Annotated in this window: 11 protein-coding genes; all 11 read right to left on the bottom strand. The window is 48.4% G+C overall.

The features are described from left to right. Positions 1 to 280: 280 nt before the first annotated feature. Positions 281 to 1,960 (bottom strand): ribonuclease J, encoded by a 1,680-nt coding sequence (locus tag A3848_RS27325; protein WP_074088188.1) that lies wholly within the window; start codon positions 1,958 to 1,960, stop codon positions 281 to 283. A gap of 593 nt (positions 1,961 to 2,553) precedes the next feature. Continuing rightward, positions 2,554 to 3,426 carry a 4-hydroxy-tetrahydrodipicolinate synthase gene (dapA, locus tag A3848_RS27320; protein ID WP_074088186.1) on the bottom strand — a complete coding sequence of 291 codons (873 nt, stop codon included), beginning with the start codon at positions 3,424 to 3,426 and terminating at the stop codon, positions 2,554 to 2,556. 16 nt (positions 3,427 to 3,442) lie between these two features. Continuing rightward, positions 3,443 to 4,663 (bottom strand): aspartate kinase, encoded by a 1,221-nt coding sequence (gene dapG, locus A3848_RS27315; protein ID WP_074088185.1) that lies wholly within the window; start codon positions 4,661 to 4,663, stop codon positions 3,443 to 3,445. A gap of 189 nt (positions 4,664 to 4,852) precedes the next feature. Beyond that, entirely contained in the window at positions 4,853 to 5,449 is a 597-nt protein-coding gene (locus A3848_RS27310; RefSeq protein WP_074088183.1) for a dipicolinate synthase subunit B, read from the bottom strand. Next, complete coding sequence (dpsA, locus tag A3848_RS27305; RefSeq protein WP_074088181.1) at positions 5,450 to 6,346, bottom strand: dipicolinate synthase subunit DpsA; 897 nt, start codon at positions 6,344 to 6,346, stop codon at positions 5,450 to 5,452. Positions 6,347 to 6,625: 279 nt separating this feature from the next. Continuing rightward, complete coding sequence (dut, locus tag A3848_RS27300; protein ID WP_143186278.1) at positions 6,626 to 7,072, bottom strand: dUTP diphosphatase; 447 nt, start codon at positions 7,070 to 7,072, stop codon at positions 6,626 to 6,628. Next, positions 7,050 to 8,315 carry a M16 family metallopeptidase gene (locus tag A3848_RS27295; RefSeq protein WP_074088174.1) on the bottom strand — a complete coding sequence of 422 codons (1,266 nt, stop codon included), beginning with the start codon at positions 8,313 to 8,315 and terminating at the stop codon, positions 7,050 to 7,052. The genes dut and A3848_RS27295 overlap by 23 nt, the downstream gene beginning before the upstream one ends. Before the next feature lie 77 nt (positions 8,316 to 8,392). Further along, positions 8,393 to 9,379 (bottom strand): polysaccharide deacetylase family protein, encoded by a 987-nt coding sequence (locus A3848_RS27290; protein WP_074088172.1) that lies wholly within the window; start codon positions 9,377 to 9,379, stop codon positions 8,393 to 8,395. Positions 9,380 to 9,713: 334 nt separating this feature from the next. Then, positions 9,714 to 11,816 carry a polyribonucleotide nucleotidyltransferase gene (gene pnp, locus A3848_RS27285; RefSeq protein WP_074088171.1) on the bottom strand — a complete coding sequence of 701 codons (2,103 nt, stop codon included), beginning with the start codon at positions 11,814 to 11,816 and terminating at the stop codon, positions 9,714 to 9,716. Positions 11,817 to 12,276: 460 nt separating this feature from the next. Continuing rightward, positions 12,277 to 12,546: a 30S ribosomal protein S15 gene (gene rpsO, locus A3848_RS27280; RefSeq protein ID WP_019910460.1), complete on the bottom strand. Its 270-nt coding sequence runs from the start codon at positions 12,544 to 12,546 to the stop codon at positions 12,277 to 12,279. 150 nt (positions 12,547 to 12,696) lie between these two features. Further along, a complete protein-coding gene (locus A3848_RS27275; protein WP_074088169.1) occupies positions 12,697 to 13,644 on the bottom strand; it encodes a bifunctional riboflavin kinase/FAD synthetase in 948 nt (315 codons plus the stop codon). Positions 13,645 to 13,674 lie beyond the last annotated feature (30 nt).

The raw sequence follows: 13,674 nt of genomic DNA, 5'->3' as shown, positions 1-13,674 counted from the left end.
GCTTTGATTAGTATGACGTTACAAGGGACTCTGTTATGCACAAGGTCTTGATAAAGTATCCATAGACTCCGTCTCCGGTCCAGCCCAGTAAGACCTCGCACAGCAAAAGCCCCTCCTCCCCTGGAAACCGTCCAATATTTCCGGGAAGAAGGGGCTTTTGGCCCTGCTTATTTATTTACATAAGGATGTACGTGTATAACGCCAACCATCCTTATATTTCCAGATGTCACCAATGCCGTCCTTTTATAATAGGACATATTTTTGCCTGGTTATTTCTTGATTACACTTCCATGATAATCGGAAGGATCATCGGTCTGCGGCGGGTTTGCTCATAGAGGAAACGGCCGAGTGAATCTTTGACGCTTGTTTTAAGTGATGCCCATTCATTGACCTTCTCACTCATCAGGCGCTGCAGTGTTCCGGATACAATCCGGTTCGCTTCGTCCAGAAGTCCTTCGGACTCCCGTACATAGACAAAGCCTCGGGAAATGATATCAGGTCCTGATACGATAGCGCCGTTCTGCTTGCTAAGCGTCACAACCACTACAAGAATACCGTCCTGGGACAGCAGTTTACGGTCACGGAGTACAATGTTACCAACATCACCTACGCCAAGACCGTCAATCAGCACGTTGCCTGCAGTTACCTTACCCGCTCTGCGGGCTGCACCTCCGGAAATTTCAATCACTTCACCCAGTTCAGTGATGAAAATGTTGCTTGGGTCTACACCTACGGATTCCGCCAGCAATGCATGTCTGCGCTGCATCCGGAATTCTCCGTGAATAGGAATGAAATATTTCGGTTTCATCAGATTAAGCATAAGCTTCAGTTCTTCCTGGCTTCCGTGACCGGATACGTGAACGCCGGAGTTGGAACCGCTGTAAATCACGTTGGCTCCCAGTCTGAACAGCTCATCGATGGTACGTCCGACATACTTCTCATTCCCTGGTACCGGTGTTGCCGCAATAATTACGGTGTCGCCAGGCAGGATGTCCACTTTCCGGTGACTGGAGCGTGCCATGCGGGTAAGCGCCGACATAGGTTCTCCTTGGCTGCCTGTGCACAGTACTACTACACGGTTCCCAGCCATTCTGTTCATTTCTTCCGGTTCAATCAGCATACCATCTGGAACATTCAGATACCCAAGTTCAGAAGCAATGGATACCACATTAACCATACTGCGGCCGATGACGGTAATCTTGCGACCTGTTGATTCCGCAGCGTTCACCACCTGCTGAATACGGTGCACGTTGGAAGCGAAGGTTGCTACCACTACACGCTGTTCGGCTTTGCGGAAAATATCTTCAAGAACAATGCCGACATTCTTCTCAGATGGAGTGAAGCCAGGCTTCTCCGCATTTGTACTGTCTGACATAAGTGCTAGTACGCCTTTTTGGCCGATTTCAGCCATCCGGTGTAAATTAGCGAACTGACCATTGACTGGGGTATGGTCAAATTTGAAGTCACCTGTGTGAACAACATTTCCTTCAGGTGTTTCGATACATACCCCGACGGAGTCAGGAATACTATGATTCGTTCTGAAGAACGTTACTTTGAGTGAGGTTCCAAGTTCGATTTCTGAGTCCTCATTAATTAGAATACGCTTGGTTTCCCCAAGAAGGTTCGCTTCCTTCAGCTTATTCTCCACAAGTCCCAGAGTAAGTCTTGTTCCGTACACCGGAACATTCAAGTTCTTGAGTACATAAGACAATCCGCCGATGTGATCCTCGTGTCCGTGGGTAAGAACAATACCTCTTACTTTGTCACGGTTCTCTGTGAGGTATGAGATATCAGGAATAACAATGTCAATACCGAGCATATCTTCTTCCGGGAATTTCAGTCCCGCATCCACGACTACAATGTCGTTCCCGTATTGAACCACGTACATGTTTTTTCCGATCTCTCCGACTCCGCCCAAAGCGAAAATCGTCAATTTATCGTTGTTGTTTTTTTTGGACAAATGAATCTAACCCTCCTATGATGTTGGACGTCATACTTTTATTTGTAAACATTAAGCTTCATTATTTCAGCGGCGCTGAACACATCTTCAAATTGCTGATAGCTTCCATAATTGACAAAGAAATTCCATAAGTCTGTATAATTTCGCACTGCGAAAACTCCTTAATCGGGCAGTGAAATCCTTCTTGAGCGGAAAAACACCGTCAAAATTCACTGTCGCGCCCCTTGCGCGAAAATCCGGCTCCATTAGCACAGACTTATTCAAGGACCTATCCTGTCTCACAATGTAAAATACATTGACGGAAGATTACCGCATATTTAATTTTTACCGCACCCAGTCACTTAAGAACATTATACATGATTTTTTTGGCAAAAGACAAGTCATCGGCTCCGTAACCCTATTCTTTCCTTGAATTCATTGGTTTATTTGAGAAAAAAGCAGACGAAAACGTTTCACCCTCTAGGACTAAAGGGTTTTGCAGAAGGATTAAACTTAATACTGTGTTTATAATTTTGACACAATACGAACAAAAGCCGGTACTCCTTGGAAGGAATACCAGCTTAAGATTCCAGCTACTGTAAGTCCAAATATTACTACAGGAGTGCTGCAATAAACGCAGCCTCTTCTTCGCTTGGTGGTACTAGCGGTAACCGAACTGTACCAACATCCACACCGAGCAGACCAAGTGCATACTTCACTGCTGAGGGATTCGGAAGCGGCTGCGGACATTCGAACAGCCCTTTGAACACAGGGAACAGCTTACGGTGAAGCGCCCCTGCCCGTCTTACATCGCCTGAGACGTAAGCTTGGATCATTTCTGCCATTTGCTCCCCAACGACATGGCTGGCTACACTGATGATGCCATGTCCCCCCACAGCAAGTGCGGCAAGCCCAGCAGCATCATCTCCTGAATATACGCGGAAATCAGCCGGGCAAGCAGAAACAATCTGTGTAATTTGATCTACAGACAGACATTCCTTCGTTGCCACGATGTTCGGAATATCGGCAAGCCTTAGTGTCGTGGCTGTACTCATACTGATGCTGGTACGGCTAGGAACATTATAGAGAATAACAGGAAGTGACGTCTCCCCTGCTATGGCAGCAAAATGCTGATATAGCCCTTCTTGATTCGGTTTGTTGTAATAAGGGACAACCAGAAGCACGCCGTCCACACCGATTTTTTCCGCCGCTTGTGTCAGATGTATGGAATGCCTAGTGCTGTTGCTGCCTGTTCCGGCGATGATTTTACAACGGCCTGTAGCCTTTTTGAGTACATACGCGAATAACTCCAGCTTCTCTTCATCGCTAAGGGTTGGCGATTCTCCAGTCGTTCCGCAGACCACAAGCGCTTCGGATTTCTGCTCCTCAATGAGATAGTCGACGAGCCGTGAAGTGGCTTCCCAATTGATCTCTCCAGCCCTGTCAAAGGGGGTCACCATAGCGGTTATTAATCTTCCGAAGTCCACTTTGAATTCCTCCTTGTCAGCGGTGTAATTCAAACTTGGCATGTAAAGCGCGTAGAGACTGTACCATATCTTCTTTTTTGACCAGAACCCAAATGGTTGTATTGGAATCCGCTGACTGCAGAATCTGAATATTCTGTGAGCTGAGTGCTTCAACGATACGGGCCATGATGCCTGGAACCCCGTTGATCCCGCCCCCGATGACTGAAACCTTGGCGCAGCCGGACAGGCTCGAAGGTCGAAGGCCCAGCTCCTGAAGGGCAGAAATGGCCTGTTCTGACTTGTCATCGTTCACCGTATACAATGCTTCACTCGGTGTAACATTGATAAAATCCACGCTGATGCCGTTGTCAGCCATGCTTTTGAAGATCTGCAATTGCACGCCGGTTCCGTTGCCATTGGGGCATTCCACTGAAATTTGGGTAATGTTGCTGACATAAGCGATCCCTGTAACATAACGGTCTACCACTCCGTGCGAAACATCGCTAAACCCTTCAGGATGTGTCACTAGTGTTCCTTCTGCCTCGGAGAAGGTAGAGCGGACACGGACCGGAATCTGGGCCTGCATGGCAATTTCCACAGCGCGGGGATGTATCACCTTGGCCCCCTGATAAGCCATGTTGCAGATTTCCGTATAGCTGACATAGGTCAGTTGTTTCGCATCTTCGACAATCCGCGGGTCTGCCGTTAGAATACCATCCACATCCGTATAAATATCAACCATATCCGCGCGCAGTGCGGCACCCAGAGCTGTAGCTGAAGTATCACTGCCTCCGCGGCCAAGGGTTGTGAAATCACCGGCTTCGGTCTGACCCTGGAACCCGGTTACAATAACTACTTTATGCTCGCGTAATTCGCGTAGAATGCGTTCGGTCCGCACATCCAGAATTCTGGCATTACCATAGTTGTTATCCGTCAGAAAACCAGCCTGGGCTCCTGTCAGCACGGTTGAGGGAATACCCTCATGCTCCAACAGGCCGCACAAGGTTGTGGCGGAAATGATCTCCCCGCAGCACATCAGCAGATCTTTCTCCCGGCTTGGCAAGGCATCCCCGTTCTGCACCGCCCAGTCCAGCAATGTATCGGTCGCGTATGGCTCACCCTTTCTGCCCATAGCCGACACTACTACTACAAGGCTGAATCCGTCAGCCAGCTCCCGTTTGACATGACGGATCACGTGTTCTCTGGCCGCTGGTGTGGAGAGTGAGGTTCCGCCGAATTTTTGCACCAAAATACCCATGTATAATTCCTCCATTGCTTCTCTAAGCAAGCACACTAATACGTATACACACTGTCCATTCCATAGGTCGAAAAAATCCGCCTAATGCGGGGTCACTATTCAGATAGCTGAATAAAGTGTTGAACCGCCCTCAAATATGAGGACGGCAGATGTATACCTTATGGTCAGAATGCCTGCATGAAACGTTATCTATGCTGAATGAAACCGTTCGATAATCATCGGCTGCAGCTGGTTGCCCTGCAGTGCCGCATAACAGGCCTCTGGAATGAGATCCATCTGCGCCACAAGCGAGTTCGGCTTGCCCTGCGGGTTATCCTGGCCGAACGGAACGAAATAAATATTCTTCGTCACCAAAAGCTTCGCTATATTCGATGCATTCAGCCCGAGTCCATCATTGGTGGAGATTGCCAGCACCAGTGGCCGGCCATTGCGCATTTGCGATTTGGCGGCCATCAGCACAGGGCTGTCAGTCATGGCATTAGCCAACTTACTCGTTGTATTCCCTGTGCAGGGCGCGATGGTCAATACATCCAGCAGCTTGGAAGGACCCAGCGGTTCCGCTTCAACAATTGTAGAAATGATATCATTCCCTGTTATATCTTTCAACTGTTTTAACCAATTTTCCGATGTACCAAAGCGAGTGTCTGTATTCAGTACAGATGCTGAAACGATTGGCACCACTTTGGCGCCGCCATCCATAAACCGTTGAATCTGCGGCATCACCTCGGCAAACGTACAGTGTGAACCGGTAATAGCATAACCTACAGTTTTTCCATGCCAATCCATTTATTCGTCCCCCCTGTTAAAAGTCTCGTCCGCTATCGACTGTACCAGCGCACCTGCCATAATAATTCCGGCGCTTTTGGGAGCAACGATTCCGGGTAGTCCCGGTGCCAGCATAGCCTTGATCCCGCGTTTTTCCGCATAGCGGAAATCGCATCCACCCGGGGCGGAAGCCAGATCAATAATTACACAGTGTTTGGGGAGACGCGACAGCACCTGCGCGGTAATAATCATACTTGGTATGGTATTGAAAATAAGATCAACTTCCGGCGCATGTACCAGTAGCTCTCCAGTCATAAAGGGCTTCCAGCCCATCACTTCGGACCTCGCGTAATGTTCTTGTTTTCTTACTCCCACCTTCACAACTGAACCCAGTCCCTGCAGCGCCCTGGCCATGGTGAACCCGGTTCTGCCCATGCCCAGTACCATTGAGGTCGAGCCATGGATTGTAAAATCCGTATTCTGAATAGCCATGACCAGCGCTCCCTCCGCTGTCGGGATGGAGTTGTAAATCGCCACGTCGTCCCGGCTCAGCAGTTCCACCAGTTTCAGTGAATGCCTGGCACATAGGCCACGCAAATAGCTTTTGGCCATACCGGTATATACCGTACAACCTGGTGACAGCGCTGCAGCGTGTTCCTCCAGCAGTTGCAGCCGTTCTGTGGAAAAAAGGGCATTGATATTCCCTTCATCATCACAGCCTACCGTAGGCAGCACCAATACATCCGCACGGCTTAGCAGCTCTACCGACATCTGTTCAAGGCTCACCCCTGGGCTTGGGGTATCCCACTTGTCGAACCCGGCAGCGCTTACCGTCGCATCCATTTCCACACATTTCCGAATCACTTCAATCTGTCTCGCGTCCCCGCCCAGGAACACGATCCTGATGCCAGTAAGCATAGGGATGACGCTCCTTTCCACATACACACTATTGACTATAGAGCATCTTATGCCGTGGTGGGCGGATGGGTGATTAGCCGACAAGAATTGAACCGCATGCTCCATCCAAAACAACTTTCAAATGCAAATAAGCTGTCTCAGGTATGGACAGTAAGCAGCACTACCAATATCAGTTGATCAATATAAAAAAGCTAAGCAACCAATATCTACCGAATCCAATCCGGTGTGTATTGGTAATGCTTAGCTTGAGCTAATAATTAATGTAAAAAATAAAGCGTCTTATTTACCTGTATGTCCAAAGCCTCCGGCTCCCCGCTCTGTCTCTGACAGTTCTTCCACTTCGACCAGTGTCACAGATGGCACAGCCTGAAAGACCATTTGGGCAATCCGCTCATTGCGGGCGATGGCAAAGGGTTCCAGTCCCAGGTTGATGAGCAGCACTTTGATCTCACCGCGGTAATCGGCATCAATGGTTCCAGGTGTGTTCAGACAGGTAATACCGTGTTTCAGCGCAAGCCCGCTACGCGGCCGGATCTGCGCCTCCAGGCCGTCTGGCATGGCTAGTGATATACCTGTGGGGATTAGTGCCCTCCCGCCCGGAGCAAGCACAACAGCCTCTCCCACGGCGGCATACAGGTCATAACCCGAGGCCTGTTCAGACATTTTACGGGGAAGCTCTACATCCTCATTCCCTGGAAGCTTATTAATTTGAACGTAATACGACAAGATCATCTCTCCTAACATTGGCAATAGCTTTGTCTGTTGAGCCCACCATCGCTAGTGCAAGCGGCTCCGCAAACATATGATCCAGCAAATGGTTGACATCATCCATTGTCACCTGCTGGATTTTGGCGATCATATCATCCAGTGTATCATGTCTTCCAAGCATCAGCTCGTTTTTACCGATACGGTTCATCCGGCTGCTCGTGCTTTCAAGGCTAAGAATCAGGCTTCCTTTAAGCTGCTCCTTGCCCTTTCTCAGTTCATCTTCGCTAAGCCCATGGACAGCAAGCTCAACCATCATTTCTTTAATCAGTTCTGTGACCTCTTTAGTCTGCTTCGGCGCCGTTCCTGCGTATACAGTGAACATCCCGCTATCTGCCTGGGAGCTGTGATAGGAGTATACCGAATAGGCCAAGCCCCGTTTTTCACGGATCTCCTGAAACATACGTGAGCTCATGCCGCCGCCAATTGCATTGTTCAGCAGCACCATCGGATATTGCAGGGGACCGCCGCTTTGCACACCCGGCAAAGAAAGGCAGATATGGTTTTGCTCTGTCTTTTTGCGGTGGAACAGCAGCTCGCCTTGGAAAGCGGGCACTGTCAGCGCTGCGGATTCACCATGATTTTGAAAAGATCCAAAGTGTTTTTCGAGCAGCTCTGCCAGTCCATCATTAATGTTACCAGCTACGCTGATGACCGTATTTTCAATCGTATACTGAGCCTTCATATAGGCCCGGAGATCATCCGGAGTCATTTCCTGAAGACGTTCTTTGAGGCCTAGAATCGAATACGCCAGCGGGTGTTCGCCGTAGGCGGCGGCACACATCAGATCATGAACCAGATCATCCGGAGTGTCTTCGCACATTGCGATTTCCTCCAGAATGACATTTTTTTCCTTAGTCAGCTCTTCAGCATCCATACGTGATCGAAAGAACATATCGGCCAGCACATCCACAGCAATGGGCAGATGCTCATCCAAAACTTTGGCATAATAGCATGTGTATTCCTTAGAGGTAAATGCATTGACGTTACCGCCAATGGCATCGAACTGTTCGGCAATATCCTTTGCACTGTAGCGTTCGGTGCCTTTGAACAGCATATGCTCAATAAAATGAGAAATCCCGTTGTTCTGCGGAGTCTCATTGCGGGAGCCTGTTTTGACCCAGATTCCAAAGGAAACGGATCGGCCGGTGGGGATTTTTTCCGTTACCACCCTGAGGCCGTTTGATAACACTATTTTTTCCACTTCTAAATCCTCCTGGCATAGCCCTGGTTCTATCTGTATTTGGTATACGCGCTTTTATCCTACCAGAATTAAACCGCTCACTCAACATCGGCAGGCAGCACACGCTCTGAAGATAACGTTTGGCTTACTGTTCCCAGTTGCAGCCCTTTAGCTTTTATTCCCCGGATCATACCTTTCAGTGCCTGAGATGAGGAAGCTGTGGGATGCATAAGAATCAGGGTTCCAGGCTCCGTCTTGCTGCTGATTTTGGTTATGATCGATTCTGGTGAAGGATTGCGCCAATCCACCGTATCGAGCGTCCACAGTACTGTTTTCAGGCCAAGCGAGGCAGCAATTTCTACAGTTTCCTGGTCAAAATCACCGGATGGAGGTGCAAACCAAATATTCGTCACTCCGAGACTTTCCTTTAAAAGATTTTGGGTTTTCTGAATTTCAGCCGTGGCCCTAGCCCTGCTCAAAGTGCTCATATTGGGATGGGTATATGCGTGATTTTCCATTTCATGACCGCGTTTCTGCATTTCCATTGCCAATTCTTTATTATGGCTAAGCCAACTGCCATCCAGAAAAAAGGTCACCTTCACCTGTTCCTGATCCAGAATGTCCAGCATCGGGATAATATACTGGTTCCCCCATGCGACATTGATCATCAGTGATACCATCGGTTTCGCCGGATTACCCCGGTAGATGGGCTGGGCCCCCAGGTCACTTAATGAAATCTTAGGCTGAATTTGGCGGTAGAACAGCTTCAAGCCGTCATTTGGCCCCTTAAGCCTTGCACTCCTGTAGGTCGACTCCACATCTACTTCCAGACCGTTATAACCTGGTATAGCCTTCCACACTCGGTCCACAGTCGCATCTACTGGCGGTCTGTTCAACTCGGATGCCTTGCTCTCAATAATCTTGCGCAAATCTTTCCCCGGCTCTGCCGAGACCTCGTTCCATACAGCCAGTTCTGTCTGTGGCTTAAGCTGGGACAACATTTCCTTCACCGGTCCTTGGGTACTGCCGATGCCGATTACCACAGCGATGCAGGCCAGTACAAGTGCCGCTTTTTCCGTCTTCATGACGTCTTTCCTCCCCGGCAGAAACGGTTCATTTGTCGGTCCCGGCGCAGAGCAGGTGCAGGGACACTTTGTCCCAGCCTATGAACCCCCGGAGGAAAATATGACTGCAACTCAAGTAGAAACGGCTACGCCGTCCTTTTTTTAGGACGGTAGCCGTTTCAGCGAGAAATATAAGGATAATTTATTGTGTGAAACATATAAATTCTATATTTTAAAATAGCCCCACAGCGTGGAGCTTGGTTACCCGGATATACATTTGAAAAAAGAGCCAGAACGAAATTGCTTCTGTCTCTTCCCATTCATACATTTATCCTGATTTGAAGTAACAGTGAAATTAAGCTTTGGCTGCGCCTTCCGAAGTCAGTACAGCTTTACGTGACAGATTGACGCGGCCCTGCTGGTCGATTTCGGTTACTTTGACAGTAATCGTATCGCCGATGGCCACTACATCCTCTACCTTGGCTACACGCTCTGTGGACAGCTGAGAAATGTGCACCAATCCGTCTTTACCCGGAATCAGTTCAACAAATGCACCAAACTTCTCGATACGTCTGACTGTACCTACATAGATTTCGCCGACCTGCACTTCACGCACAATGCCTTCGATAATTCCGCGAGCTTTTTGAATCATCGCTTCGTCTGAAGATCCGATAAAGACACGACCATCCTGCTCGATGTCGATTTTCACGCCGGTTTCCTCAATGATTTTGTTGATGATCTTGCCGCCCGCACCGATAACATCTCGGATTTTGTCTGGATTGATGTTAATGATAATGATTTTCGGAGCATATTTAGACAGGCTTGTTCTAGGTTCGGAGATAGCTTCCATCATTTTGCCCAAGATGAACATCCGTCCTTCTTTGGCCTGCTGCAGCGCATCCTGAAGAATCTTACGGTCGATGCCGTCGATTTTGATATCCATCTGAATCGCCGTAACACCTTCAGCCGTACCAGCTACCTTAAAGTCCATATCGCCTAAATGATCTTCCATCCCTTGAATATCGGTCAGAATCGAGACATGTTCTCCGTCTTTGATCAGACCCATAGCTACACCAGCTACAGGTGCCTTAATTGGCACACCCGCATCCATCATTGCCAGAATACTGGCGCAGATACTCGCTTGTGAAGTTGATCCGTTGGATTCAATGGCTTCTGATACCAGACGAATCGTGTACGGGAATTCTGTTTCACTTGGGATGACTTTGGACAACGCGCGTTCACCCAGGGCTCCATGTCCAATCTCGCGGCGACCAGGTGCTCTAAGCGGACGAGCCTCCCCTACGCTGAACGGAGGAAAGTTGTAGTGGTGCATGAAGCGTTTGGTCTCAGTCGGATCAATTCCATCGAGAATTTGCACATCGCCGAGCGCTCCAAGCGTACATACGCTAAGGATCTGAGTCTGTCCACGTGTGAAGAGACCGGAACCATGTGTGCGTGGCAGCAGAGCAGTGTCACATTCAATGGGACGAATTTCATCCAGCTTACGTCCATCCGGACGGATCTTGTCATGTGTGATCAGGCGTCTTACTTCATCCTTCACGATATCATGCAGCACTTCCTTGACATCTTTCAGAAGCTCCGGTGTTTCTATGTATTTCTCTGCGAAATACTCCACCGTTTCATTGTTAATCAAATCGATGGCATCCTGACGGGCATGCTTCTCGGCGATCTTCACTGCTTCCACCAAGCGAATCTGTGCATACGCGCGAACTTCAGCATTTACATCCGCATTTACAGTATGCAGTTTCACTGCCATTTTTTCTTTACCGGCAACCGCAACCAGTTCTTCGATCACAGCTACAATCTTGCGGACTTCATCATGTCCGAACATGATGGCTTCCAGCATCACATCTTCCGGCACTTCATTGGCTTCTGCTTCCACCATCATGATGGCGTCCTTAGTTCCGGCTACAACTACATAAATATCGCTGACCGCTTGCTGCGCAACATCAGGATTAATGATGAATTCACCGTTAATGCGGCCTACAGCCACACCGCCGATCGGACCGCTGAAAGGCACATCAGAAATACTGAGTGCAGCAGAAGTACCAATCATAGCAGCAATATCTGGCGCACAATCCTGATCTACACTCATTACCAGATTGAGAACCTGTACATCATTGCGGAATCCTTCAGGAAACAATGGGCGAATCGGGCGGTCCGTCAGACGGCTGGACAGAATCGCTTTCTCGCTGGGTCTGCCCTCACGTTTGATAAATCCACCGGGAATTTTACCAACTGCATATAGTCTTTCCTCGTAGTTAACTGTAAGCGGGAAAAAATCCAGATCTTTAGGCTCACTGGACGCTGTAACCGTACACAATACTGAAGTATCACCATAACGGACCATAACTGCAGCATTTGCCTGTTTGGCCAATCGGCCCGTTTCAAGTACAAGGCGTCTACCGCCAAGTAGCATTTCTACACGTTTTTCCATAAAATCCCTCCTTGAATGGTAGTAAACCCGCTGTTCACGATCGCAGGTTCAATGTTAACCTTAAGTAAAACGTAAGTTATACAAGTGGAAACGGCTATGCCGTCCTAATAAGGACGGTATTCGTTTCAGCGAGAAAGAGAAGGAAAATTTATAGCGTGGAACATATAAATCCTTATCTTTTAAGAAGAAACGGCTTCACCGTATGTAAATTAAGCTCTCCTCTTTCCTCAAAAATATAAGGATCACCTATAGCACAAGGACTATAAATTCTTATATTTCAAGCAAAAACGGCTTGTCCTCAAGATGAGGTTAAGTAGCCGTTTTGTGCAAATCATATCCACTTGCTGCTTACCATAGTTTCCCCTAAATTTTCAAAAAGCAACCCGGCTGTCCCGCTGTCGCTCGTAAGAAGGACATACGGTATACAACCAGGCTGCTTTAGGGTAAAGATTATGGAAAATTAGCGACGCAATCCCAGTTTTTCGATCAGGGCGCTGTAACGTCTGATGTCTTTGTTTTTCAAATACGCCAGCAGTTTACGACGTTGTCCAACCATCTTCAGCAGTCCGCGACGGGAATGATGATCCTTCTTGTGCGTACGCAAGTGGTCAGTCAAATTAACGATGTTCTCCGTAAGGATAGCAACTTGCACCTCAGGGGATCCAGTATCGGATTCATGAGTTTTGTGCTCGTCGATCAATTGGTGTTTACGTTCTTGAGTCAATGCCATCCTGTTCACCTCCTTCAATATAATCGCCAATAGCCTCGTCACCGTCGGTGAGAACATGCAACCAAGCTAAGGTTATGATGCTGTTATTCCAGCAACGTTAATCAGTATAGCACCTTCGTAGACAAATGTAAACGGCATGTCCACTGTGAATCAGGATTGATCTTCCAGCAGACTTTTTGCCGTCTCAGCATCCTCACCAATTTGTGCGATCAAGGCGCCGATGGAGTCAAACTTTCGCTCAGGACGGATGAATGCGACCAGCTCCAACTCAAGCTCCTGTCCGTATATATCCCCCGCAAAATCAAACACATGCACCTCAAAGCTAGGCGCTGTTACTCCTTCATGGAAGGTTGGCTTCACACCAACGTTCATTACCCCGTGAAGAACTTCATCTTTATAAAATACTCTGACCGCATAAACACCCTTGGCAGGAATAACATAACGATCCTCAAGTTGCACATTAGCTGTTGGGAACCCTATGGTGCGTCCACGCTTCTCTCCATGCACCACTGTTCCCCGCAGATGATAACAGCGTCCGAACCATGTATTCGCCAGGGTAATTTCCCCATTTTGGAGACTTTTCCGAATTCCAGAGCTGCTTACCTTCTCTCCCTCAATTAGGAACGGAGGCGCAGTCACAACACTCATTGCCCCTTGACCCAGCTCTTGAAGCCGTTCAGGGTCACCCTTTCCAAGGTAGCCGAAACGGAAATCAAAGCCGACCACGGCGGTTACAATCTGAAGTGGCAGCAGCATCAATGATACAAAATCCTCCGGACTTACTTTTGAAAGCTGCTCATTAAATTCAATGATATACAAAATATCGACACCCATACCCGCAAGGATCTCCTGCTTGTCCTTTGGAGGAGTCAGATATCCATCATAGTCTCCTTTGCCCATAACATCCTTAGGATGCGGATGGAAGGTCATGACTGAAGCCGGTATACCTTCTTGACGGGCCAGAGCAACAGCGGATGCAATGACACTGGCATGTCCACGGTGCAGTCCGTCAAACTGACCCAGAGCGGCCACTTGCGGCCGTGCCCACAGTGCTGCGGTCTCCGGCAGTATCGGATAGCTTAAGGTTACGGTTCTCACGCTGTTTCTCACCTACAATTCACTAAATGA

This window comes from Paenibacillus sp. P32E (assembly GCF_001909085.1).
Lineage (GTDB): Bacteria > Bacillota > Bacilli > Paenibacillales > Paenibacillaceae > Paenibacillus_AQ > Paenibacillus_AQ helianthi.
The sequence above is the reverse complement of the archived record's forward strand: the minus strand, read 5'-3'. Positions and strand labels throughout refer to the sequence as shown.